This window comes from Paraburkholderia pallida, from assembly GCF_004524855.1.
GTDB lineage: Bacteria > Pseudomonadota > Gammaproteobacteria > Burkholderiales > Burkholderiaceae > Paraburkholderia > Paraburkholderia oxyphila.
In genome coordinates this window covers 1,716,901-1,742,889 of sequence record NZ_CP038151.1, presented here as the reverse complement: position 1 = coordinate 1,742,889, position 25,989 = coordinate 1,716,901, and the positions used below count along the sequence as shown (strand labels likewise).

Annotated in this window: 17 protein-coding genes and 1 pseudogene; 8 read left to right on the top strand and 10 right to left on the bottom strand. The window is 55.1% G+C overall.

Annotated elements, in window-relative coordinates:
* Positions 1–80: 80 nt before the first annotated feature.
* The gene (locus tag E1956_RS42425) at positions 81–1,328 is read left to right on the top strand and encodes a porin (RefSeq protein ID WP_232072285.1); all 1,248 of its coding nucleotides are present in this window, start codon (positions 81–83) and stop codon (positions 1,326–1,328) included.
* A 195-nt stretch (positions 1,329–1,523) separates the two neighbouring features.
* Complete coding sequence (locus E1956_RS47850) at positions 1,524–2,066, top strand: DUF3331 domain-containing protein (RefSeq protein WP_418789374.1); 543 nt, start codon at positions 1,524–1,526, stop codon at positions 2,064–2,066.
* A gap of 133 nt (positions 2,067–2,199) precedes the next feature.
* Here the strand turns inward: E1956_RS47850 and E1956_RS42415 are convergent, their stop codons facing one another.
* The 4 genes from E1956_RS42415 to E1956_RS42400 form a co-directional block, all read right to left on the bottom strand.
* On the bottom strand, positions 2,200–2,742 hold the full coding sequence (locus E1956_RS42415) for a cytochrome b (protein ID WP_197733005.1): 543 nt from the start codon (positions 2,740–2,742) through the stop codon (positions 2,200–2,202).
* On the bottom strand, positions 2,739–3,824 hold the full coding sequence (locus tag E1956_RS42410; protein WP_134759452.1) for a catalase family peroxidase: 1,086 nt from the start codon (positions 3,822–3,824) through the stop codon (positions 2,739–2,741). Before E1956_RS42410 ends, E1956_RS42415 begins: the two co-directional genes overlap by 4 nt.
* A gap of 977 nt (positions 3,825–4,801) precedes the next feature.
* Positions 4,802–5,791, bottom strand: coding sequence for a malate dehydrogenase (locus tag E1956_RS42405; protein ID WP_134759450.1), 990 nt, complete (start codon positions 5,789–5,791; stop codon positions 4,802–4,804).
* A gap of 426 nt (positions 5,792–6,217) precedes the next feature.
* Positions 6,218–7,096 carry a helix-turn-helix domain-containing protein gene (locus tag E1956_RS42400; RefSeq protein WP_167760309.1) on the bottom strand — a complete coding sequence of 293 codons (879 nt, stop codon included), beginning with the start codon at positions 7,094–7,096 and terminating at the stop codon, positions 6,218–6,220.
* A 1,783-nt stretch (positions 7,097–8,879) separates the two neighbouring features.
* Here E1956_RS42400 and E1956_RS47465 point away from each other — a divergent pair.
* The 3 genes from E1956_RS47465 (at position 8,880) to E1956_RS42385 (ending at position 11,182) form a co-directional block, all read left to right on the top strand.
* Positions 8,880–9,002, top strand: coding sequence for a transposase (locus E1956_RS47465; protein ID WP_167760308.1), 123 nt, complete (start codon positions 8,880–8,882; stop codon positions 9,000–9,002).
* 223 nt (positions 9,003–9,225) lie between these two features.
* A complete protein-coding gene (locus tag E1956_RS42390; protein ID WP_134759444.1) occupies positions 9,226–9,675 on the top strand; it encodes a DUF305 domain-containing protein in 450 nt (149 codons plus the stop codon).
* Between the two features lie 31 nt (positions 9,676–9,706).
* Complete coding sequence (locus E1956_RS42385) at positions 9,707–11,182, top strand: YncE family protein (protein WP_134759442.1); 1,476 nt, start codon at positions 9,707–9,709, stop codon at positions 11,180–11,182.
* A 175-nt stretch (positions 11,183–11,357) separates the two neighbouring features.
* Here E1956_RS42385 and E1956_RS42380 read toward each other — a convergent pair whose 3' ends face one another.
* Positions 11,358–11,711, bottom strand: coding sequence for a DUF4148 domain-containing protein (locus tag E1956_RS42380; protein ID WP_134759440.1), 354 nt, complete (start codon positions 11,709–11,711; stop codon positions 11,358–11,360).
* A gap of 51 nt (positions 11,712–11,762) precedes the next feature.
* Positions 11,763–12,101, bottom strand: a complete 339-nt coding sequence (locus tag E1956_RS42375) for a DUF4148 domain-containing protein (RefSeq protein WP_134759438.1) — start codon at positions 12,099–12,101, stop codon at positions 11,763–11,765.
* A 664-nt stretch (positions 12,102–12,765) separates the two neighbouring features.
* Between E1956_RS42375 and E1956_RS42370 the strand changes: the two genes are divergently transcribed.
* The gene (locus E1956_RS42370; RefSeq protein WP_197733004.1) at positions 12,766–13,866 is read left to right on the top strand and encodes an RNA-guided endonuclease InsQ/TnpB family protein; all 1,101 of its coding nucleotides are present in this window, start codon (positions 12,766–12,768) and stop codon (positions 13,864–13,866) included.
* 252 nt (positions 13,867–14,118) lie between these two features.
* Here E1956_RS42370 and E1956_RS47180 read toward each other — a convergent pair.
* A pseudogene (locus tag E1956_RS47180) lies at positions 14,119–14,271 on the bottom strand (IS5/IS1182 family transposase); the annotation flags it as partial.
* A 137-nt stretch (positions 14,272–14,408) separates the two neighbouring features.
* Positions 14,409–20,366: an AAA family ATPase gene (locus E1956_RS42360; protein ID WP_134759434.1), complete on the bottom strand. Its 5,958-nt coding sequence runs from the start codon at positions 20,364–20,366 to the stop codon at positions 14,409–14,411.
* A 600-nt stretch (positions 20,367–20,966) separates the two neighbouring features.
* On the opposite strand from E1956_RS42360, the gene E1956_RS42355 reads away from it, so the two are divergent.
* Positions 20,967–21,437, top strand: coding sequence for a response regulator transcription factor (locus tag E1956_RS42355; RefSeq protein ID WP_335930035.1), 471 nt, complete (start codon positions 20,967–20,969; stop codon positions 21,435–21,437).
* A gap of 106 nt (positions 21,438–21,543) precedes the next feature.
* Here the strand turns inward: E1956_RS42355 and E1956_RS42350 are convergent, their stop codons facing one another.
* On the bottom strand, positions 21,544–22,212 hold the full coding sequence (locus E1956_RS42350) for a response regulator transcription factor (protein ID WP_134759432.1): 669 nt from the start codon (positions 22,210–22,212) through the stop codon (positions 21,544–21,546).
* Between the two features lie 920 nt (positions 22,213–23,132).
* On the opposite strand from E1956_RS42350, the gene E1956_RS42345 reads away from it, so the two are divergent.
* Positions 23,133–24,233 (top strand): RNA-guided endonuclease InsQ/TnpB family protein, encoded by a 1,101-nt coding sequence (locus E1956_RS42345; RefSeq protein ID WP_134759430.1) that lies wholly within the window; start codon positions 23,133–23,135, stop codon positions 24,231–24,233.
* A 320-nt stretch (positions 24,234–24,553) separates the two neighbouring features.
* Here E1956_RS42345 and E1956_RS42340 read toward each other — a convergent pair whose 3' ends face one another.
* On the bottom strand, positions 24,554–25,450 hold the full coding sequence (locus tag E1956_RS42340; protein WP_134759428.1) for a LysR family transcriptional regulator: 897 nt from the start codon (positions 25,448–25,450) through the stop codon (positions 24,554–24,556).
* Between the last annotated feature and the right edge of the window lie 539 nt (positions 25,451–25,989).

Here is a 25,989-nt window from a genome sequence, read left to right as displayed (position 1 = left end):
GAAGCGAGTCATTTAAGCTTTGACATACGCCGCTGCCTGTATACAGGGCGATATGGTTATCGCTGCAGTTCGCCGTCGCCGTGAACCAAACAACGTTCTGGATCGTGCCAATTTTGGAGAAGCTAATGGTACTTAAGCGCACATTTTTGGTATTTGCAACGATGATGGCCGCGAGCGCCGCAAATGCGCAAAGCAGTGTGACGCTTTTCGGACTCGTTGATACGAGCATCGTTTATAGCAACGATGCTCGCGTAAGTGCAGCGAAGCCATCGGCTGGGGGCGGCTCGGTATGGCAACAGTTTGCCGGCAGCATTTTTACCCCGAGATGGGGGCTGCGAGGAGTGGAGGATCTTGGTGGGGGGTTGAGTGCTGTGTTTTGGTTGGAGAGTGGCTTCAATTCGACGAACGGCACATTGAAGAATGGTGGGGATCTGTTCGGTCGGCAGGCGTGGATTGGCTTGAACGAGAGCCGATACGGAACACTCACTCTAGGCCGTCAATACGACTTCATGGTCACCTATCTCGCACCGCTGAGCGCTACCGGTTCGGGATTTGGTGGAAATCTCGCCGAGCATCCGTACGATAACGATAACCTTAACAATGACCTTCGTCTCAACAATTCTATAAAATTCACAAGCGTCAGTTTCAACGGGTTGAAGGTTGGCGCAATGTACGCCTTCTCGAACTCCGCCGGGCAGATTTCCAACAACAACGCGTATAGCGTTGGCGTCGGGTATTCGTTTGGGCCATTCAACTTTGCGGCGGCGTTCTTACAGATCAATCGAGACGCCAATTTTCCAAACTCTGCGGGTGCTGCTAGCACGGGAGACGGCGATGCGCTCACCACGGGCGGCTCGCAGCGAATGTTTGGTGCCGGAGCACAATATTCATTTGGAAAGTCATCGGTCGGGGTCGTTTGGACACACTCATCAACCGAGAGTGTGTCCAGTCTCTGGTTTGGTGGAAGTACTAGTAACGGTGCGTTGCCGGGACCCATGGGCGGAGCGGGGAACTATATCAAGTTCGACAACTTCGAAATCAATGGGCGGTATTTTCTTCGTTCGGATCTGAGTTTTGGCGCATCGTATCTATACACTATGGCGTCTTTTAACTCAACAAAGGAAAACGCCTTTCCACATTGGAATCAAGTTATGGCGCAAGTGGACTACTCTATGTCCACACGAACCGACATATATATGGAAGGCGTCTACCAACATGTAGGGGGCGGAAATGGAATTCCGACATTTGGCGCCGGGATCTACACACTGAGCCCTGCGACGGGCAATCAGCAGGTTGTCGTAGCGATAGGATTAAAACATCGATTCTAAAAACGCCCGGCGGAAAAACAAATCAGATGAAATAGGCCGTCTCTGATGATGGCCTTTTTTATTTCTGTCGGATTTTTTTGCAAATGATGGATCGCGATTCGCGGTAACTCGAGTTTTTTCTGAAAACGGAATCGCACTACTCTAAAATTGAAATTCAAGAACTTCAGAATTGTTCCTGATCGGGGCTTGAGGAAGATGTGGTTGCATCGATGTGACTCGCTGCCCCAACTCTCTCGGGTCGAATCGATTGTCTCTGATGGGAGGTGCGTGGTGAAAGATGATGCGATGAATGAAGTGTGGACCCGTATCGTCGCGTGCTTCATGGGTATCGAAGGAATCCGAGCAACGGAGTATATCGGATCCGATACGAATGCCCCGGCTATTGGCCGGAATCAGCTTAGCTGTGAAACGTGCGTTCACGCCGAAAGCGCCGGATCGGCAAGACTATGGGGCGCGAGAGGGGTGTACGACGTCCATCGTCGAACTCATCGTTCGATTTCCATCGACTGGGCAGATGCGACTCTTGGGCGATGCTGTGATCAGGTCTGGAACTTATGTCACGCTAGAGGCCCCGGAGTTTGCGCGATATCGGGTGAGTTGATCAACCGAGGTGATAGTGTGTACCGCCCAAGCAAGACGTGCAGGGCACCGGCAAACGCAACCTCAATGATATTGGCTAAAGTGGTCGAGGAGCAATATCTCTTTGACGAAGCAAGAAATGGTGATTGTAGTCAGTAAGGGGTGCCGTTCTCTTCTAGTGAATCGAAGCTATGCCGGTGGAGGGTAAGCAGCTGATGTTAGGTCGAAGCAGCTATGCCGAAGCGGGAATGTCCCGCTTCGGCTCAGAGAGACCTTAAACTGAGCGGAAATGTCAGCGGCCCCCGCCACCCGACATGCTCTGAAACACGCCGTCGCGGCGAATCAACGCATGAGTCAATGCTGCCGCGAGGTGGCCTAGAACAAGGATAAAGAACAAGTATGCTACTACACCATGAAGGACTCGAAGAGCGCCGTAGACAGCAATGTTGTGAGGAAGAATCGGAAAGAGCTCAAAACCCTTCCAAACGACGATTGGGTAGCCGCCTGCCGACTGCATCGCCCAACCAATGATCGGCATCGCGAACATAGTTGCATAGAGCAGATAGTGCGACGCTTTTGCTGCCGCCTTTTGCGCGGCGGGAAGGTCTGTTGGTAGTGGCGGGGGTGGATTTCTCACCCTGACAATCAGTCGGGCAACGACCAGTATCAGGATCAAGAGCCCGATGGGGCGATGCCACGCAAGAAGATCGGGGTAGGCTTCATGGGCGGACGACACCATGGCAACACCAATGAAGAGCATGAAAATGATAAGTACGGCCATGATCCAGTGCAGGATTCGAGCCGAAAAGACAAAACTCTTAGAAGACGTGTTCACTTCGTGCCTCCATTTTTTTCATTCAGAGAGAGCGTATCCACTGTCGGGGGACCCTCCTTCGCACGGCGGCGGAAGGATGAAGAATAGGCGGCGGATCTAGCAGCTAGAAGCGGGTCGTCCGACTTTGCCACACCTTTCGGCAAAATCAACGGATCGAAATTGTAGTCTCGGCAATTTCCCTCTTGTTCGGAGGCTGATCCGGTTAGAACCAGTGTGCCGGCGTCTACTCGCGCGTGTGGTCCGGTCCACGCAATCGTTGCGTTGTCGGTCTTGTCGCCCGGATTTGCCAAAACAAGGATTAGGTGCCAGCGCAGTGGTCCTTCGCTAAGCCGATTGCGAATATCGTCGAAAAGAAAATTCGGGGGCAGCGAGCTGAGTTTGCTTTTGTCGAGAGCAGTGAAAGGTGTTTCAGGTTCGAATTGCCAACGTACCAGCCGTGTTTGACCACTTGCGTTGGTGAATCTGAAAGCGTTGATACTGTAATAGGTCCCGTTCGCGAAGCTCGATGGGACCGGCGTGTTGCTTTCATAGTCCAAGAACGCCTTCGTTTCCGGATGAGCAGCGAGATAGGTCGAGATTCTTTGTTTGTCCGGTTTCTTTGTGGTCGGATCTGGCGTCGTCGCAACCTGGAGTGCCACAAAATCGGCGGCGTTGGAGACGGGAAATATCGGAGTGTGGTCCATTGCCATTCGCCATTGCTCACCGTCAGGGAGGAAGAAGATAAGTCCCAAACCGTGAAACAGCGTTTGTGCATCGGAAGCGTAGGGAGAACTGTCACCCGTGTTGAATCTACCGATGACTTGCACCGTTCCCGCGGGGAATAGCGTGGCGCTTGACAACGCTGACCCGCTGCCGTTTGCGTCGAAGTGACCTGTGACGCATATCCCTTTGGTGTGAGCCCTTCGAAGTCCCGGGTATATCTTGCCTGTATTGTTTTGCAAAGAGTCGACCATCTCCCCGCCACTTACTCGGCCTGGAGAGAGCCATCCGCCGGCCCAGGCAAAGGCAATTGCTGAGAGGCCTACGATAGCTGCGATTGTTAGCTTCGCTTTAAGAGGCGAAGAGGAGGGAGGATTTGACATGAGGCTATCTCCGCGTGCTGTTGGCGCCTGCATTAGGCGATCATGGTGATGCAGAAGGGAAAATTAATCCCTTAAAGTAAATACGGTGGGACTCCGATACTTGTTCGCGTGCCTTCTGCGCTGACGCGCTGAGGTCATGACGTGAGTTCGATGAGACGGAATAGGTAGCTGTCTATTTTCAGAAGGATTCTCATGTGCATTGGTTTCTCCAATCAATCAGGCTGTATTGTTACCGCCGGAAAGGATGCATCTTCGCGCGTTGAGAATGTCTACCACGATTCCGGTGACCAGACGACTACGTGCAAGCACTACTTCTGGGCCAGGTGGAATCCGTCGGCACATCGACAAGACCCGCGTACTCGTTGCTGTCTCGGCGCATCTATTGGACATTTTGCGAAACGTATAGGCGGGCGAGTATCTTCAAGTGTTTTACAGAACATTGAAAAAGCGGTGGCTCTCAGAGAGCGCGCGTCGAAGAGAGCAATCAGAGAACAACAAGCCACCTTATAAGAATTATTTCTGATGGAAGAGATCACGTCTTCAGGGAAGCGACGAATGCTTTAAGAAAAGCACTATCGTCCAGCTCTCAGTTGCAGTACGCGTCGATCGGGGCCGCGGTGCATGGAGTATCGGGAAGTGCGGCGCTCATAAGCTAGTTTGCGAGTTAAAGGTTAAAGCGGGACTGCAGTACGAATCGTAGTGGCGATGCAGGCGCTGAAGATGGCTCAGAGCCGTTGAACACCGATACTCTACGAGTAACACCTTTGATGCAAGCATGGCGAGCTTCTACGAAGCCCGCGTGTCTGCGAAGGCAATTCGCGTGAGTAACTTTGCACGCTTTAAAGCTCGTGGTGGCGTTCTATCGTTTTGCTTAGAGTTCGGCCTCGTCATTTAGTCTTGCGGAATCTTACATACTGTACTCAGACGTACGCCACCCGCGCTCTATGGATGGCGTACATTGGCCTGGTGAAGATGCGCTAGTCACTAGTAGAAAATAGTTCTCGAACAGCCTGTGCTTCGTCCATTAGTTCATTTACTGAAATGTCAATACGTGAGCGTGAGAACTCGTCAATATCCAATCCTGTGACTCGTTCGTAACTTCCGTCCTTGCAGACGACCGGTACGCCGAACATTAGTTCCGGAGGAATGCCATACGAACCGTCTGACGGAATGCTCATCGAAACCCATGCGTCTCGGCTTCCGAAGATCCAGTCGTGCATCTGGTCGATCGCAGCGTTCGCTGCGGAGGCGGCCGATGATGAACCCCGGGCCTCAATGATTGCGGTGCCCCGTCGCGCTACTTCGGGAATGTACTCGTTTCTATACCAGGTTTCGTCATCGATAACCGCGCTGGCCAACCTATCTTCGATACGCGCGAATCGATAATCTGGATACATCGTCGGCGAATGGTTACCCCAAACAATCATGCGGCTGATCGACGTCACCGTGACACTTGCTTTAGCAGCAAGCTTTGAAACGGCACGGTTGTGATCGAGTCGAATCATTGCAGAGATCGCATCCTGAGGAAGATCTGGAGTGAAACGCCGGGCTATCCACGCGTTCGTATTTGCGGGATTTCCGACTACCAGTACCTTGACATTTCGACTAGCCACTTCATTGATCGCACTGCCTTGAGTGCGAAAAATCGCGGCGTTTGCGGCGAGCAAGTCCCGTCGTTCCATGCCTTTGCTACGGGGACGTGAGCCGACAAGAAAAGCGTAGTCCGCATCTCGGAATGCTTTCCGTGGATCATCGCTGATCTCGACAGATTGCAGGAGCGGAAACGCGCAGTCCTCAAGCTCCATAACGACGCCACGCAACGCATCCAAAGCTTGAGGGAGTTCAAGTAGCTGTAAGATTAGTCGCTGCCCCTCGCCAAGGAGATCGCCTCTTGCAATCCGGAAGAGCAGGGAGTAGGAAATCTGGCCAGCAGCGCCAGTCACGGTAATACGTTTGGGAGTTTGCACTTATATCTCCAAGAGGAAAGACGGTTACGGGCCTTTGTCAAAGACCTCGCGGAAGATTCGCGGCACTTGAAGTCCGAGGTCTCTGCTAAGTTTGCCCGGTACCTCAGTTCGCGATGTGGCCTCAATCGACCTCTCCATCGCGATGGTTAACCAAAAGCGCGGTTCTTATTCAATCCGTGAGAGCTAGGGCCGAGTTCAGCGCCGTACACACTAGTTGCTCCGCTGATGAGTGCTCTCTAACTCATCCTTCGATCTAGCACTGCAGGCCAATCTACAGGCTATTGTTAGACGAAGCGATTGTGTTTCGAGCAGCAATCTTCGAACGTCCGCCCTAGTCTTCTAAAGCCATTGGTGTGCCAACAAGCAGTGATCGTCATTAAACGCGAACGCACGAATGGCACATATTGAGGAAGGCCGAATCACGGTTCACGCGATTGCGGATTCTAATTCGTCAAGAAGGGTTACCCCAACGCTTGTCTGTGCCCTCCACCTACCCGGCGTCATCCCAGTAAACCTCCGAAAGACAGTCGTGAAATGCGACTGTGACTGGAAGCCTACTTCGAAAGCAACTTGTACCAACGAGAGTTCGTGGTCGAGCAACAGCTTTTTGGCCCTCTCGAGTCGCCGATGTATCAGGAATACGTGGGGCGTCATCCCAATGGCCAACTTGAATTGGGACGCAAAATGCATTCTGCTGAGTCCTGTGTGTTCAGCGATGTCTTGGAGCGTGATCTGTTGACCGAGGTTCGCTTCCATAAATTCCACGGCGCGGCGCTGTCGCCACGCAGGCAGGCCACCTTTTCTTGTGTCGTGACTGTCCATGTCGCCTTGGAGAGTCATCAATCGGGCCAGCAAGGCGATTGCCAAGCTCTCTGAATGAAGCGACGCGCAAGGACCGGTCAGCGTAGTCGTGTCGGCCAGTGCATGTGCCAACCTCCCAATTGGTTCGTCGATCGCAAAGCAGGGGTCACGCAGCTCAAAACCCGCTGGGCAACTTCTCTGAGTGGCGTCTTCGTATGCGGCAACCAGAACCGCACGCGGAATAAACACGTGAATCGCCTCGCTGGCCCCTGAAAATTGGCAGGTGACCAGCTGGCGTGGCGCCGCGATCTGAGTCGCACCGAAACCGACGTTGCCGGTAGCAATCCGAATGCCGTCGCGATAGCAGTCCACGCGTGTCTTTTCTAGCAAGACCTCGATGGTATAGTGTTCACTGAGCGAGGGCGCCCTGAGTTCATGAGGATTCTCTCGTTGCGAACTCCAGCGGCCAACCGCAAGCACCGGCCGTTGCAGCTTATCCGTCAAGTGGTTGCTTCCTCGCCAGACAGCCTCAACTTCGATTGGCGTGCCCATTCTGCGGTAAAGGGGGTATCTCTGAGCGGAGGCGCCGCTTGAGCCATAAGTCGACATATTCACCTCTAATACGAGAGTCGAGATGTCTGGCGGGCGCTCAATGCGGCCAACGGCACGGGCGCTCGGCCGGAAACGCGGAATTGTTTCCGCAGCTTACTTGTATAAATGCACGGTAACTTCGGATCTGTGCGGACATTGAGTTGAGTCATTCGAGCTTCATGTGTGTTCTTCTGTATCGCGTCTCAACGCGAGATTCACTGTTCTGGCGCTGCTAAGATTACTTCGCAATTGGTCTGCAAACTATGATGCAAGGGGATAGCTAGGGTGGCACTTTGGTGTCTCCGGTTTACACCTTGGTTTAATGCCTTGACGCAAGTGGGCAAACGCATATCGTCTTTTTTTGCGCCCAACTGGGGGCAAACGTCCGTTCTGTGCTAGGTATCGGATCATCGCCTGAGGGAAGAGTCGTAGGCTGGAGATGACGCGGCGCTGAGATTTGCACAGAGTACTTCAGGCGATTTCAAGTATGAAAATGAAACAGATTTGCAGTTGTACTGGTACACGCATCATCGTCGACGGTGTTTGTTCGTCCTACGCCGTGATCGTCAGTTCAAGCCGAAAAAGCATGAAAATGCATGAAAATGCACTTCCGCCGACAGACGGCTGTGGTGTCCGGTGTTCCCTCGCCCACCAATCTAATGTTCTTTCGAAGGTATAAGCTACGTCGTCGTTGCGGTTTGGCCAGCTGATACGATCACGTCTCCGACATTATACCGGTTTGCCCTTTATACCTTTGGATAGAGGTGCGATACCAACATTTCTCGAAGGCGGTTCATAGGTATATCTTTTCGCCCCAATGCAGAGTGGAGCAATTAGATTTCGTGACGTAGATTTGTCACATAGATGACGCAGGCGAAAGTCCGCTCTATGGCGACGCAATCTGAACCGAGCAACGCCTCGGTGCACCACGCGGCCAGAATTAAGTCCGTAGTTCAGGTACTCGCCAACAATCGAAGATGCGGTCCTCTAGCCAACGTGATGGATCGATTGGAGGTAGGAATTATGTCGGACGTTCTTCACAACTGGATCTTTTTGGGCAGCAATGCGTACGACGAATACACCTTTGTACCGTGGCTGAATAGGAATTTCTATCGCCGGACCGTGGAATTCAGTCGCATCTGCTTGCAATAGAACGCCGTTCGACAAATCGGACGTCGGATGGGAAAGACCGCGAGGCAGCTTCCCAGCTACGTGCCACGTCGATGACGGGGATCCACGCTGGCGCGCATGACGCATCTTTCGCAGTACTCCGCGTATATTGGACAATACCGGAAGCTCAGCGCCACGTCGTCGGGATTGCGCCATTGCATCCCGTCAAGCTAACGTCGCGATAGTGCCGGGCGGAGCTAGCGGGCTGTTGAAAGTGCGCCGTCAGCCGTGATCGGACCGCAACCGGTAAGCATTGAAGCGAGGAGCCGGACAACGCGGAGGTCGAGGCGATGCGCTGAGCAAATCGATACACCAAATGGATACACGGAGGCGATGGTCACGATGGCGAGCGTAGATGAGTTTGTGCCGACCAATCGCCCTCTGCGTTCCATTCGTATCTGGCTGAACGATGGGCAGGAGCGCATTGACCCGATGTGTACGGACATGTGCGAGAGCGAGACGAAGCGCGGCCGCCCGAGCAGGGCACCCATAGAGAAAATCCACTACAACAAGCTGTTTCGCGGGTTTGTCGGACATACCATGGATCGATGCGGTGGCGGACCACTCGACGTTTGGCAAGAACCGCCACCGGTTGCCCGAGCAGGACGTCACCCTGGAACTGTTCAACGAGACGGTCGAGGCGACGTAGACGCGCGGCTACCAGGCGGGCGTGTACTTTAACGTGGGCGCGACAGCTTCGTGCGCAAGAACAGGGCGGATGACCATGCACGGCCGCGATGGCGGCGAGCGCGAGTATTGGCACGGAGCGAAACGTTGCAAAGAAGCGTAGGCCACGCAAAGCTGACTCGCCGGCGTTGCGTCGCACTGCATCATGAATGTCGAAAGATGTCGCGCGCTAGCAAGGGAACGTCATGAAACCTGCAATTCGCTTGGTTCTTCGGGCAGCGTTAAGCGTGGGACTCGTGCTCGCGTTCGGCGGGCTATGCGCAGTGCCGTTGAGTAACCAGGGGTTGTCGCAGCGGGACGAGGAAACTGCATTTCTCTCCGAAAATGACATAGCCATGACAAAAATGATGGCTGGCATGGCGGTCAAACCTACGGGCGACGTCGACCGAGATTTCGTCTCCACGATGATTCCGCATCACCAGGGTGCAATCGACATGGCTATGGCGGAGCTACGACATGGCCACAACGAGCAGCTCCGGAGGATTGCACAGGAGATTGTGGTCGAGCAGCAACAGGAAATCGTTGCGATGCGTCTTGCTTCGCATGACCCGCTACCGACCCCGGCCCCTTCCCCTGACCAGTTCCAGGCGCCCCCTGTACACCCGGCCGGCATGCACATGCCGGCACCCCGCTGAACCGTGCCTATCACCATGCAGGAGACAACCCATGAAGCGCCTCCTCGTTGTCGCCGCGACACTGACTGCCGTCGCACTCGCCGTTTCTTCGCTGGCACATGCGGGGCAGGCACCCGTCGCGCTTTCGGCGCCTGACATCCCGATCAGTCACCGCGATCGCGTGTATTCGTCTGATCAGTTCTCCAACACGGTATCTGTAATTGATCCTGCCAGCAATCAGCTCGTGGGCGTAATCAGGCTGGGAGACACGACTCCGGCCAACTTCAGTCCGCTCTATCGCGGTCAGTTACTAGTACATGGAATGGGATTTTCTCCTGACCATCGTACGTTGGCAGTTGTGTCCATTGGCTCAAACTCGGTGACCTTCATCGATACGCAAACTAATGCCGTCAAGCACGTGACCTATGTCGGCCGTTCGCCGCACGAAGCCTTCTTCACACCCGACGGTAGTGAGGTGTGGGTGACCGTACGCGGTGAGAATTACATTGACGTCCTTGATGGAAAAACCTTCGAAGAGAAGACGCGAATTATCGTACCGGCAGGGCCCGGCATGCAGATCTTCTCGCCCGATGGCAAGTACGGTTATATCTGTTCGTCCTTCAATCCAGAAACCGATGTTGTTTCGACAGCTGATCATCGGATTGTGGGTAAGGTCGCGCAGGCTAGCCCCTTCTGCCCGAACATTGCGGCAACGCCCGACGGCAAGCAAGTGTGGTTCACGCTCAAGGATGTGGGCAAGACTCAGGTATTCGATGCACGGCCGCCGTTCGCGCTGCTGAAAACGCTCGACACGGGACCAATCACCAATCACGTGAATATCGTCCACAACTCCCATGGTATGTTTGCGTACGTGACGGTCGGTGGGCTGAACCAGGTCAAGGTGTTTCGTACCGACGACTTCGCCCAGGTGGCGACGATTCCGGTTGGTAACCTTCCGCATGGCATCTGGCCGTCCGGAGACGGAACGCGTGTCTATGTCGGACTCGAGAATGGCGATGCAATGACTGCTATTGACACACTGACGAACAAGGTCATCGCCACGGTGCCTATCGGACAGGCGCCGCAGGCGGTAACGTATGTGCCCGACGCTGTGCCCGAGGGCGATGGCACCGCAAATACGCAGCCCTTGGGTGCCGCAGGATCGGCTGTTCACATCACGCTTGTCACGGTGGGGCGTGCCTCTGCTGGTAATGCCAATGCACCCACGTCTGTGGCTCTATTCGATCAGGGTCTGCTGCAGGTGCTCCAAGCTGCGGTGACTGGATTGCAGGCTAGTCAGCCGTATGTGCTTGGGCTCTCGGATAACGCGGACGGTAGTGGCCACATTGACGTGCTCGCGAGCTTCAAGACCAATCCGGCCGGCTCGGCAATCGTAAACACGCTGGGCCAGATCCGGCAAGTCGTAGCGCCCGGCACGCCGGAGGGTGCCGACCATCGCCGATATCTCGTTATCGCCCCAAACTTGGGCAGTTCGTTGGGGCCGGCGGTGCAGGTGCAGGCTTTGTGAGCGTTCCGCAGGTTCCTTCACGGATCCTGTAGGCGATACGGTGAGCGAATCAACCAAGTGAACTCCTCATCGTCGGTGAAGAATCTGGAAGAGGTTGAAGTAGCAGTTGCGCTTTGATGGAAGGATGCCAGGCGGCTAAGGCTGCCTGGCGACTTTGATTCGACGGCACGGACGATCAGCTGCCGAAGAAAATGTCACAGTAGCTCGCTGGACCAACGCACGACGACGCAGTCGTCTTGGGCAGGCGCAGATGCGAACCGGCGGATGACGTGCCGGACATCGTTGTGCCACCGACGGCATCGTTTGCCATATGTTGGTTGTCTTGAGTTGCAATCTTGGCTTCAGCTGCCTGGATGTCTGCCGGATAGTTCACGTCGTTGGCGATCGATGGATTGTAGCCGGCTTGCTCGACGCGGATCAGGTCCGCACGTGTTTCGGCACGGGTAATAGGGGCGTTGTTCTGTGCGAAGCTAATGCCAGGGCTGGCAAGAGCAGCGGCAGCGATCAAAAGGCAGGTAAGGGCTTTCATGGTCGAACTCCTTGGATCAGTGGTATGCGCGGATGGGTGGTTGAGTCACAATCAGCTGCCGAAATACGGTGTGCAGAAGCTGACCGGGCCGACACAGTCCGACTTCGATCCGGAACGAGCGGTCGCGCGCTGCGTGCCCGCCTCAGAGTTGCCAGCCACAACGCCGCCGGTGCTTTGGTCGCGGAACTTCTGTTGAGCAACCTGTTGGGCAAAGACCGGGCTCACGTCGGGATACGACGCATCGGTGACGAATTGCGAGCCATTCTCCTCGGCTTGTATCAATTCATGACGCACTTCAGCACGAGTGAGTCCTTGCGCAGAAACCGCGGAGGTGAAGCCGGCGATTGCCAGTACTAAAAACGGAAGCACGATAGCTTTACGTGTATTCACTTTGAATTCCTTAGTAATGTATAGGTCTATCTACGCGGACTAGGATCTTCGTTCACCATTGCTCTACATGACGGCAAACGGCAGTTTTGGAAAACTATTCCACAGCACAGACAACTACGATTCACGTTTCGGCTTTCGGCTGCATCGATCCATCAACTGGGCCGTTTGGGCCGTAAGTCACGATTCGGTATGGATAGGTTAGTCAAACGGTGGCAACAAAAAAAATACGAAGTTGGGATGTCTGCGATGCCAAAGAGTTATGGCAGCACGGGGGAGTGGCGTCTTCTTGGCAGCAGTCATGATTCGCGCCTGCCTGAAGAGGAGCTACTGGGAGGTGCGGGGGTTACTCAGAAAATAGGGCGAGATTGAGACCCTGCAAACTCGGTAGTACGCGAGACTGTGACAGCATCGCAGGTACCCGAAGCAAAGTGTGTGATACAGACGAACGCGTGGCCCGGAGTGCGCCTGCGGTGCACATCCATACGTTTCCCAGGCTCGGCTGTCGCCTCCTTCGTCGCAAGCGCTGGATTATCCGCAATCGGCCTGAAAACCTCGGCCTTCAGGCCGGGGATGAAAGGCGGGTGTAGACAGCGAAGGAGGATTGTCGTGATTTTCAAGGGGAGAATCTAGGTGTGCCTATACAGAGAAACAACCGTGTCGGCACATGAACCTCTCCATCCGCGTCCTGCGCTTCAGACTCAAAGACAAGCATGCAAAGCTGCTGCGCGAGCTCGCTTGCGAGGTGAACTTCGTGTGGAACTATGTGAATGAGCTGTCGACGAAGGTCTGGCAACGGGAGCGCCGCTTCCTGTCAGGCTACGACTTCCATCCGTTCACCAAAGGGGCCGGCAAGGCGGGACTGGGGCTATACTCCCAGACCATTCAGGCCATCGGCGAAGAATACGCCGCGCGTCGCAAACAGGCCTGCAAGACGAAATTGCGCTGGCGTGTGTCGGGCGGGTCCCGTCGCTCGTTGGGGTGGATCCCGTTCAAGGCCAGTGCCATCCGCTACCGGAGTGGGCAGGTATTCTTCGCCGGCAAGGCGCTCTCGCTGTGGGATAGCTACGGCCTGTCGAAGTATGAGCTCGGCGCCGGGAATATCAGTGAGGATGCACGTGGTCGCTGGTACCTGAACGTGACCCTCAAGGTTGAGGAGACGCCCAGGCCGGCCACCGGCGTGGGCGTGAAGTCGGTTGGGCTTGACCTCGGGTTGAAGGATTTCGCCGGCACCAGCGACGGCCACGTCATAACCCTCGAGAGGCATTACCGTAACCTCGAGAAAGAGGTCGCAAGGGCGCAACGTGCCCGCAAGAAGGCACGGGTACGTGCGCTCCACGCAAAGATTAAAAACTCACGGAAAGACCAGTTGCACAAGCTTTCCACGGCGCTCGTGAAGGAGTACGGCGCTATCTTCATCGGCAACGTGAACGCTTCGGCACTCGCGAGAACACGGATGGCGAAATCCGTGCTGGACGCGGGCTGGAGTCTGTTCCGGACCATGCTGCAATATAAAAGCGATGACGCAGGCGTGTGGTTCGATGAGGTCGATGAAGCATATTCAACCCAGACTTGCAGTTGCTGTAACAGGCGCACGGGCCCGAGAGGTCTGGAAGGTCTTGGAATAAGGGAATGGGCCTGCTTCGAATGTGGCGCGTATCACCATCGCGACATCAATGCAGCAGTGAACATTCTCGCGGCGGGACGTCGCCGTCTAGCAGTGGGAATCCCCGTCCTTCCCGCGCAAAGCGCGGCAGCCGCAGGCTGAGGGCGGGGAGGACGTCAACAAGCACGCAGACGTCGTGGATCGAGCATCGGCGTAACCGCACGCGAGCGAGGGACAGAGCCTGCGGTAAGTGGCGCGAGTCGCGGTGAGTTCCCCTTCCAATTGAAATAAGAGACCAGTTCAAAGGGCCTACTTTGCGCGTCGGAAGTTGTTCCAACAGACCAGGGAGCAGCCGAATCGAGGCCAACAGGTTGCGCCTGAGCCGAACCCCACTCGCGTGGGCAAGTGGCTTCAGCGAATTCCTGCCTCTATTGCGAACAGGATGCCATTGAGCACCGCGCGATTAGAAACGCGCGGCTGGCCAAGATCTCTATCCCCTGGTTTCGTCATCGGCGGTAACGGTTCGATCAGCGTCCACAAGTCAACGTCAATGACCGCCGCTTCCACTCTTGGACTTCCGTTGTTCAGGTGCTCACGGCTCACCGAGATAGCTACGCCGCCCCAACTAGCCTTTGGGTAAGGTTTGTCCGGTGGGGAGGAGCGCTTCTACGACTCGCTGGATATGTGCCGGCAGAGTGGATCCTCTATGGTGCGATATCGGCGTAAGGGAGGCAAAAGTAGACCCGAGCCCCGCCGTGTGAAGAATTGTTATCTGCCGCGATGCGGCCGCCGTGAGCTTCGATAATGGAATGAGAGATTGGCAAGCCCATACCCATGCCGCCTTCTTTGGTTGTAAAGAAGCTATCAAAAATCTGTTTGAGATATTTGTCGGCGATGCCAGGGCCGCTGTCCTCCACAGAGCAGCAAATTGTCGCAGCAACGGAGGCCGTTGTCCGGATGGTGATCCTGCGATTTGAGCTTCCGGCGTCTGCCATCGCCTGCATCGCATTGACAGCAAGATTCACGATTACCTGCTGAATCTGCACACGGTCCGCGAGTACTTGGGGTGTTCCCGGGGCGAGATCGTGTGATACTGTAACGCCGCGTGACTCGACTTCGTGACCTAGAAAGAGAAGGGCCTCGAGGATGAGTTCGTTAAGCGATACAGGGCTGCGCTCCGGGGCGCGACGGGTTGCCATTCCTCGGATACGAGCAACTATATTGGCAGCACGCACTGCGTCTGCCACGATGCGGCAGGTGCCTTCTCGCAGCTTCTCCAAGTTCGGCACCGGCCAGTCGAGCCAATGCAGGCCGGCTTCACCATTAGCGGCGATAGCAGCTAATGGTTGAGTCAATTCGTGGGCGATTGACGCTGTAAGTTCCCCCAGAACTGAGATGCGCGCGGCATGCGCAAAGTCCGCCTGTACGCGCTGAAGCATTTCCTGTGAGCGAACGCGCTCGGTAATGTCAACCAGACCGAGAAGAGAAATTCCAAAATCATTGGATATAGGTGGGCGACCAATAGTGCAAAGTACGTCAATGATTCGCCCGTCGAGTGTTCGGAACTTCGTCGTTTCTTCAAAAAACGTCTCGCCGCGATATCGGCTCTCCATGGCGCGCTGCAACGTACCTATGGCTCCGCCACTCCAAAACCATTGCATAGAACCGAGCATCTCGCTCCTGTCCTTCGCGCCGAACATCAGGACCGCGTGGTTGTTGACCTCTTCGACGGCAAGCGATTCGGCCGCATTTTGAAGTATGTTGGGGTGTCGGTCTATGTACGCCGACAGGTCTCCAACGCCTTGCGCACGAAGATTCTTCAATAGTGCTATTAGCGATTGGGTCTCAATCTGCATCAGCGCGACGGGCATATCGCGGAAAAGGGTGCGATAGCGATGTTCGCTGCTCTCCAATGCGGCGTTGGCCTGTTTTCGTGCCGTGATATCCATTAGGGCCCCGGCGAAATACATCTCACCTCCTTCTTCCGTTACTGCGCGAGCTACGATATGAAGATACTTGACTGAGCCGTCGGGCATCAGGAAACGATGTTCAAAATCAAAGCCAACTTTGTTTTCTGTCGCACGCGCAATCGTTTCTTGAACGCCGGCGAGCTCATCCGGGTGAACTCGACTCAGTGCAAGTTCCAACGTCGGCTTTGTTTCCGGAGCATATCCAAAGATTCGGTAGCTCTCTTCGGACCAAAACATATCTCCGGTGGTGGTATGCCAGTGGAAACTGCCAGTGTGACTTAGTCTCTGAGCGTCTGCGAGAAAGGCCTGTGCGTGCTGCAGGTCAGCGAATAGGCGCGCATTTTCCCAGGATACGGCAGCTTGTGACGCGAGCAACCTCAGAATCGCAAGCCTGCCTGGCGTGAAGACGTGAGAACTTAAGCGATTTTCAAGGTATAAAATGCCTATCAATTTGGATTGCTTGATCAGCGGAAGGCAAAGAATCGAACGACAGCCACTATGCAGGATGTAGGGATCCCCAGAGAACTGCGATTGCGCGGAGACGTCATCCAGTAGTACGCTATCCTTGGTCCGGATGACGTACCTGAGAATCGATTCCGGTAGGTCGGTGGACGTTACATGCGTTTGACGAACACGAACGGTGACGGCAACTCCGACAGTTGTCGCCTCCGCTTCAATTCGCAAACCATCTTTACTCGGAACGATCAGTAAGCCTCGATCACCGCCGGCGTGCTCGAGGGCAAGAACCATCAGGGTGTCAATCAATTCGCCTAGTGCAATCGCACTGGAGATAACCTGCGACACTTTCAATACCGTCGCGAGGTCTAGCTGCTCGACAGACGTCGTAATCGTGCTGTCATGGTGCGGCCGTTCCTGTCGCAGGTTCGGATAAATTTGATCGAGTTGACGGACTTTCCCGTCGGCGCCCCAACGTGCGTAGCACGATCGCGCATTCTGAATATATGTCTCTGCGAATTCTTCGAAGCAATTGGCCGCATAGAATCGGGCGGCGAGTTCGTACGCTAGTCCTTCGTTCTGGATAAAGCCGTGCTCTTGCGCCGAACGAATCGCGTTCTCGTAGAGGCGCATGGCCTCTTCGTTGCGCCCTTCGATTCGTGCAATCTCGGCGCAAACGAGAGAGTAGCGATTGCTAAAATTCTCGGGGCAGTTGTCGGCCCAATGCTTCAATTTCCTGAGGCTCGCATTGATGGCTAACATGTATTCTTGCCGCTTTTCACTCGAAGCCGCTGGATAGAGCGCCGTCAACGTGAGCGAATAGTAGAAATAGTAGGTCGCCTCCATCGGTAGAGCCATTGCGGCGCCGATAAGGGGTTCTGCCTGCATCGAGTAACCTAGAGCATCGTCATACAAGCCATAGAGGTATGCCAGCACCTGCTTCATGATGTGATAGAAGACGACACCGGTGCCAAATGTTGCGCTGACGACCGTGTCAAAGCTGGCCATCTCGTCAAACGTCTCATCGTCAAAACCGAGAGGACTCTTCGTTTTTCCCTGGAGGCTTGCTACGAATCGCTGTTCGAGCCTGATGGTGTGGTACACCGCGTCGTTGTGGCTTTGCAGGGTAAAGGCTTCGTATTTAGTCGACTGAGCTAACACATCCATAAGGTGGTCACCCTTCTCGATGAGCTGCCAGATGGTCTCGAAGGCGAGGTAGCCTGCATAGACCAGGTCGCCCACTTCAAGGCAGGCGGAAAAGGCGCGTTCCAGAATTGGAATGCCGGTCGAGAAGTGGCGTCGCCAAAAATTGACGTGATCGCCGTGCAAGTGGAGCAACGTCCCTCGAAGGGGAGCATTGTTGAACTTATCGTTTAGCTTTAGCGACATTTCCGAAAATTCGAACGCGGAAGCGATGTCGCCGAAGAACGAAACTAGGGCGAGCGCAAAAACTCCGTACGCGAAGCTCGACTGACTGGTGTTGCCATGCCGCATGGAGAAGATGACCGCCCTGAGGGTGACCAGAGGGAAGAGCGTAGGTCGCGCAATATACGCACATGGGCCTACGTCAACTAGCAGATCGATGATTGCACGGTTCTTTGGGGCGGCAGCTACGGGTGCGTCAACCAAGTCGCGAATCGCGCGATCTCCAAGGGTATTCCACATTTCCCGAAATTCAATATCAACCGCTTTATTGATGTCATGCTCAGACTCCGGGAATGTCATGTCAAAATATCGCAGCGCCTCCAGCGCGACGGCGACGCCGGCGTCATACTTGCCTGAGACTTGGTACAGTTTAATGCGGAGACTGTAGGCTTTGGCGCGGTCTATATCGGAGTGTGCGAGTCCTAGGATCTTGTCGAATAGTGCGTCGGCTTCCGCGAAGTTGCCGACCAAATATTCACACTCGGAAAACGTCAAATAGAGATCGAACGTCTGCTCGTATCGCAGCTTCCAGCTATCTGGCGGCAGCAGAGAGATGGCCTGCGCGAGGTAATTACGCGCCGAAGCGTATGCTGTTGAGCTTTTGGCTCTTTTTCCTGCAATCACGTTTACTTCAACGACGTGCTCGATTTCATTGCGATCTGTAATTAACGCCGAGCCACGATTGAGGTGGTTGGCGATGTCAAAGATAACTTCTTCAATCTCGTCGGGTGCCATGCGCGACACGAGCAACCGGCCAATGCGTAGGTGCGCCGCAGCGCGCTCGGATTCCGGGATTTGCGCGTAAGCTGCCTCCTGGATACGATCGTGCACGAATGCGTATGCACCTCCAACGCGGTAGATAAGGCCCGCCCGGACGGCTTCCCAAAGGTGTTCGTGGATCGTTTTTTCGGATCCTCCATGCACCAGAGTGACAGTGGCGATGTCAGCGATATTCCCCAAGCATGATAGCTGTCCCAAGGTGTCACGTGTGTGATCAGGCAGGCGACAAAGCTTGGTCGCCATGAGGTCGGCTACATTCTCCGTGAAGCCCTTCGCCCGGATGCGTGGCATATCACACCTCCACGCTAAAGCACCATAGTCAAACTCGAGCAGCCCCTCGTCTGTTAGCACTGTCAGAAACTGGATTGAGAAGAATGGGTTACCACCAGTCTTTTGGTGCACCAGTTCCGCGAGAGGCGTCGCTATCTCAAGTCCATAGTGGAGGGAGTCGGCTACAAGCTGCACAATGTCTGCTGACGTAAGCGGTGAGAGCGTGGTTTCCTGGATCTTCCCGCCGGCCTTACGGATTGCTTCAAGCGTCCGCATCAGGGGGTGCGACGAGCTGACCTCGTTGTCTCGATAGGCGCCGACCAATAGAAGGTGACGTACCTCGGGATGCGTGATGAGGTGCTCAATCAGATCGAGAGTTGCTGTGTCGAGCCATTGCAAATCGTCTACGAACAGCGCGAGCGGATGGTCCTGGCTAGCGAACACACTGAGGAAGCGACGGAAAACTAACTGGAAGCGGTTCTTGGCATCCTGAGGTTGCAAGCTCGGGACTTGGGGCGGTTCACCGATAATGAGAGAAAGTTCGGGAATGAGGTCCACAATCAGCCGCCCGTTAGTGCCCAGTGCTTCAATCAGGGCGTGCCGCCATCGGCTGACCTCTGCATCGCTTTTGGTAAGTAGCTCACGCACTAACGACTGGAACGCTTGCGCTAGCGTCGCATAAGGAATATCCCGTTTGTATTGGTCCGCCTTACCGGCCGCGAACAATCCACGCGGCGGAACAAGGACTTTGTGCAGTTCGTTGACGACCGAAGTTTTGCCGATGCCAGAATAGCCGGATATGAGCGCCAGTTCACTCGTGCCTTGGACGACGACACGATCGAAGGCTTCGTTGAGCAATTCAATTTGAACTTCGCGTCCGTACAGTTTTTCCGGGATCAATAAGTGATCCGAAGCATCGTGCGCACCCAAAGGGAAGGGGTCAATCCGGTGGAATGTTTCCCACGCCGTGAAGCAGCTGAGGAGGTCGGTTTCGACGCCTGCGGCAGTTTGATAGCGATCTTCGGCCGTCTTCGCGAGTAGTTTCAGCACAATCGCCTCGACCGTCTGTGGGATGCCACTGATCAGGGTGCTCGGGGGTGTTGGCTTTCGTGCGATATGGCAATGAATCCATTCCATAGCGTCCGATGCCACAAACGGAAGCGATCCTGTGAGCATTTCATAGAGCGTGACACCAAGCGAGTAAAGATCGCTTCGGGCGTCAATCGACCGATTCATACGGCCGGTCTGTTCGGGCGCCATGTAAGGAAACGTCCCGGCAATAATCTCAGGCGGTGCCGGCTGTTGACGCTCGTGCGGTAATCTGGATGCGATACCAAAGCCGGTGAGCCGTACGTTGCCGCTCCCGTCGACGAACACGTTTGCAGGTTTGATGTCCTTGTGGATGAGACCGTGCCGATGAAGCTGACCGACAGCCTTCGTCAATTTGACGGCGAGGTTTAGGAAATGGGGCAGCTCAAGTGGTTGACCGAGAGTGCGATCCAATGGCTCTCCACCATTGTCTTCCAGAACGAGTGCCGCGGATGAACTGTGAGCATGGAGCGCCAGCGGCCGAACGGCCCATGCGGAGTCAAGCATGGACGCCAGTGTGTATTCATGTTCAAGGCGTGCGATGCTTCTAGATGCCGTCCGAGTTGCAACGAGAGTCAGTACGGAGACGGGATTCCCAGGCTGGCGTGCGCGAAAGAGCGAAAAATCTCCATCATCGTGCAACGGCTCTAGCTCGTAACCAGTAAGATCCATAATTCTATACACTCTCTCATAGTAGACAGCATAACCATTCCATTCTGCGCGTATCTAGATCAACTGGCTATTGCTGGTATGTCACGTTTCGGCGACCCATTTCAGACGCCGGCTTCGTCTCAACCGTGAAACGCGTGACCTTTAGATTACCCCGGGCGAAGAACCGGAGCCAAATGTTTGCACCAGTCGTATCCGCATCGTCGGTGCCCATCTGATGGGCGACGTTACCTATGTTGCTGCATAATTTCTTCACACTGATCCGGCGAGTCCTCGCTGGTAAGCGGATCGGTGAGCTATCGCTGACAGGCTGCGTACTGGAAGAGGCGGAAAGAAGGTGCCAGCAGTCATGCCCGCGAGCCGGCAGGGCCGTGAATATCGAAGTCGGGCCCGACGTAAGGGCAATCGGGCCAGCAACTGTGCTGACCCAATGGAGGGCAGCTTGAGGCCGTCGGAGGGGATTGCTCGCAGCGGGGTTTCGAGTGTTTCGGTCGTGCGGGGAGCTCCGGCCTCCCTAGCGGCCAGCCGGGCACACGCCTTGCGCTACGAATTGACGTCAATCAAACCTCTGCCAGGTCCGACCCGCATATATACCTTTGTATCATGGCGTTTGTGCGCAATTGTCACGTAACCTCTGAAGAGTACAAGGCGGCAATTGCGACCGCCGTAGTCTATGTGAAGGCATCGTTGAGGGCTTTTATCTTGAACGCTACGCCTGTTGTGTCAATTGTCGACGACGATGAGGGCGTACGGTTTGCCTTGAGCAATCTTGTGCAGTCGTTGGGCTGGCAGACGCGGGTATATGAATCTGCCGAGAATTTTCTCGCTTCAGGGGATGTGGCTGACACGGCATGCCTCATTTCTGACATTAGAATGTCAGGCATGTCTGGACTGGAGATGCACAAACTTCTTGTCGCGCAAGGCGATGCTCCTCCGACAATCTTCATCAGCGCCTATCCGACACCGTCGGTTCAGGAAAAGATTGAAGAAAACGGAGCTTTGGTTCTGTTGAAAAAGCCATACTCTGCGGCAGAAATCAAACACTGGCTTTCGGTCGCACTGAAGTCTCCGTAGTCGAAGCGAATTCGCTAATCCACCTTGAACGATAGGTCTACTCGGAGGTTAGGCAGAAAATCCGGATCCCAGGTTCTCAATCGCGTTGCTGGCCTCGCAGAGGTTTTCATGATGGCTTCACCATCTGAGAATTGAGACCGAGGGCATCGGCCTTATGGATCAGGTCCGCTAGGGAGCGCGCGGTCATTTTTTTCATCGCTTGCGCCCGATGAACCTTCACGGTAATTTCGCTCAGGTTCAATTCTGATGCGATCTGCTTGTTCAGCAAGCCAGTAACTACGAGGGCCATTACTTGTTGTTCCCGAAGCGTCAAAGAGGCGTAGGCGACACGCAGATCCGCCGCGGCGTGTTCAGCCACAATGCGCTTCTCATCTTTCGCTAGCGCTTGAGTAACCGCGTCTAGCATGTCCTGTTGTCGGAAGGGCTTAGGGAGAAAGTCCACTGCTCCCGCCTTCATGGCTTTGACAGACATTTCCATGTCGCCAAACCCAGTCATAAATAGGATGGGTATGGTTAGCCCAGTCCGCAGTAGGTTTTGCTGAAACGTAAGCCCGCTCTCGCCACGTAACCTGACGTCAAGAATCAGGCAGCTAGGCACATCGAGCTTTGGGAAAGCGAGAAACTGCTGAGATGATTCAAATACCTCGACACGGAGGCCAACGGAGCTTAGCAAATTGGACAACGATTGCCGCATCGATTCGTCATCGTCAACGACGTAGACAATCGAAGTGTTGCTTTCGCTTGTTGTCGAGGTCGAGTGTGAAATAGCGGGCATTACGGTCTCTCGCGAATCGGCTATGCATGCGGTTGTTCTACGCGTGCCGCACCCGCAACGCTTGGCAACAAGCATGTTCAAAGTTGAACTCCCGTTCCCACGATTACCTTTCCTGTCGGCCACACCAAGCGTGACGTTCACGCAATCGTTTGTGAGTACGGCACCACAATCTCGCCAGCGTCGACTACTCGCAACACGCCTTCGTGCACATGATATGGCGTACGTCACAGAAGGCTCGCCGCCCGTCAGCACGAACTTTCATCGCATCAATCAGCCACTCCTAATCTAGCATACATTATAGTTCGGTCTGGCAGTCGAGACGACCGCGTCCGTGTCCATGGTGGCGGCGTTGTCGCTACACATGCGGGACATAAGTCGGGGGCTTCGGCGCGAACAAAGCGTCGCGTTGCGGAGCTCATCCTTATAAGCAAAGGTTATCGGAGGTCGGTATCAAGAGATTGCCCAAAAGAACGGATCTCATTCGATTTGCACGCCTTCGCAATATATCAGCCGGGGTCCCATGGACTCGATTTTGTGTGCGAGTGCTATTTGTTAGACATATTTCATTTCGACAGCTAGAATTGTTTGCCGCGCAACGGTACGCGCCGCCTTGGGCGCCGAGCAGGCTGCCACCGGCAAGACCGTCTGCTACGCCCGTGCTTCCTCGCAGAATGAACGGCGCATTCGTTATCTGCTTCAATACAAAGCATGTTCTGCCGCCGTCTCGCCAATTGATAAGAATCACATCCGATATCTCCACGTAGATACCGGGTGTCGAACTCGTTTATCCGCGATTGGCCTGAAAACGTCGGCCTTCAGGCCTGGGATGAAAGGCGGGTGTAGACAGCGAAGCACGATTGTCGTGATTTTCAAGGGAAGAATCCAGGTGTGCCTATACGGAGAAACAACCGTGTCGGCACATGAACCTCTCCACCCGCGTCCTGCGCTTCAGACTCAAAGACAAGCATGCAAAGCTGTTGCTTGAGCTCGCGCGCGAGGTGAATCTGGTTTGGAACTTCTGTAACGAGCTTTCGCTGAAAGTGTGGCAACGCGAGCAGCGCTTCCTGTCAGGCTACGAATTCCATCCGTTCACCAAAGGGGCCGGCAAGGCGGGACTGGGACTACACTCCCAGACCCTCCAGGCCATCGGTGAGGAATATGCTGTGCGTCACAAACAGGCCTGCAAGACGAAATTGCGCTGGCGTGTGTCGGGCGGGTCCCGTCGCTCGTTGGGGTGGATCCCGTTCAAGGCTAGCGCCTTGCGCTACCGGAATGGGCAGGTATTCTTCGCCGGCAAGGCGCTCTCGCTGTGGGACAGCTACGGCCTGTCGAAGTATGAGCTCGGCGCCGGGAATATCAGTGAGGATGCACGTGGTCGCTGGTACCTGAACGTGACCATCAAGGTTGAGAAGACGCCCAGGCCGTCCACCGGCGTGGGCGTGAAGTCGGTTGGGCTTGACCTTGGGTTGAAGGACTTCGCCGGCACCAGCGACGGCCACGTCATAACCCTCGAGAGGCACTACCGTAACCTCGAGAAAGAGGTCGCAAAGGCGCAACGCTCCGGCAAGAAGGCACGGGTACGTGCGCTCCACGCAAAGATTAAAAACTCACGGAAAGACCAGTTGCACAAGCTTTCCACGGCGCTCGTACAGGAGTACGGCGCCATCTTCGTCGGCAACGTGAACGCTTCGGCACTCGCGAGAACACGGATGGCGAAATCCGTGCTCGACGCGGGCTGGAGTCTGTTCCGGACCATGCTGCAATATAAAAGCGATGACGCAGGCGTGTGGTTCGATGAAGTCGATGAAGCGTATTCAACCCAGACTTGCAGTTGCTGTAACAGGCGCACGGGCCCCAGGGGTCTGGAAGGTCTTGGAATAAGGGAATGGGCCTGCTTCGAATGTGGCGCGTATCACCATCGCGACATCAATGCAGCGGACAACATTCTCGCGGCGGGACGTCGCCGTCTAGCAGTAGGAATCCCCGTCCTTCCCGCGCCTTGCGCGGCAGCCGCAGGCTGAGGGCGTGGAGGACGTCAAAAACGCGATTGTCAGGTTTGTGCGGACTTAACCGTCACTGCTGCAAACCCTCTGTGCGACTAGGCTAAGCTGCGTCGTCTGAGTCGCATAGGACGGAACTCAGAAGTCTGTGAGCGGTTCGTTGTCGCTCCGCACCATGTACGTCACGTGTCTGGGTGGGCGCAGCGGGATATAGCTCAAATAGCGGGGCGTGCTCGTTGACATTATCGCCTCGGTACCGACGCCGCGGCATGGAAGTCTGCGAAACGACCCCCGGAGCATATGCGTTCCATTGAAGGCCAGCGCGAATTTTGTGTGCGAGGCTAGGCGCTGCTGAGAGAGCGGGCGATTACATCGCAAAACCAGAGTTGCGCTGCGGTGTCATCAGCTCGAGCTTGCCAGTACAGGTTCACTTCGAATGTCGGTATCGACAGCGGGAGCGGCAGGGTGCGCACTCGACCGTCCTCGGCCACCGCTCGAGCAACCCTCGTAGGCAACGTGAGAAGAAAGTCGGTCGAGGCGATTACCCCGATCGGATTCGTGAAATGCGGCACACGGAGCGCCGTCTTGCGGGTGAGTCCCATTTCTGTGAGGACGTCCTCGACTAGGTGGTGTCCCGAATGTGGATCTACAACCACATGTTTTTCAGCAACGTATTCATCGAGGGTGAGTTCTTGGCCGATTCTAGGGTGAGAGGCACTAAGAATGCACGAGTACGTCTCTGTGAACAGAGTCCGCTTTCTAGCCACGCCTCCAATGAACTGAAGATTGCCCACAACGGCATCGATAGTCCCTGTGGAAAGCCAATCTTCAATGCGCTCACTATCCAACTGCACAATTTCCAACTTTATTCCTGGCGCAACCTGCTGCAGTTCTCGGACCAAGAGAGGTAACAGGTAGTGCTCGCCGAGGTCGGAAAGCGCCAGGCGAAAGCAGCGGTCGGATTGTTCTGGTACGAAGTTACGCGTCGCTACAATCGCGCGCTCAATTTCGTTTAGTGCGGAGCGGAATGCGGTATACAGTTGGGAGGCGTTGAAAGTTGGCACCATGCCCTCTCGGGTACGCGTGAACAGCTTGTCGTTTAGCAGGTCCCGCAATCTGCCAAGCGAGTAGCTGACGGACGGTTGCGTGATGCTCAGCCGCCTCGCGGCTGCGCTTACGCTGCCCGTTTCATAGATTGCAATGAACACTCGAACGAGGTTAAGGTCGGCGGTAGTCATGGGAGTTAATATAGGTAGCATCTATGACGAGTATTATTGGGCATTGATGTGCCTTATTTTACTGTGAATTCTAGTACCATGGTCTACCTCGCCGTTCCCTTCTGGCTACAGATCACCGAGCGTTTTGCAGAATCGATCGCCAGTAGGGACTGACCTTGCCCTTGTTTCACGAACCCCGCAGGTTTTCCATGGAAACGCTTGGGATCGGTAACGGCTCCTGTGATGAACTCGGATGCCGTTCTCGCTGATCAGAAGTCCCACGAGAGCCGTGCCTGTCGGAAACCCTCGTACGCGAATCCCTTCTGGTCTAGTTCTGGCCCGGGAGGTAAATGAGTTGACGAGGCGAACAGTAAGATGCGGTGCAGGCTCTCTTCCGCGCAGAAAGCATTGTTGTGGCAGTGGTGGAACGTTGGCGAGTCGGTATGTGATATCGGTTGCTCACTGGGCAACCATGCGGCATCCAATTGCGCGATCGTACAGTGGAGCGGCGACATCGTGTCATTCATGAGGACGCGCTCACCTCGAGTGCTGACGCTTGC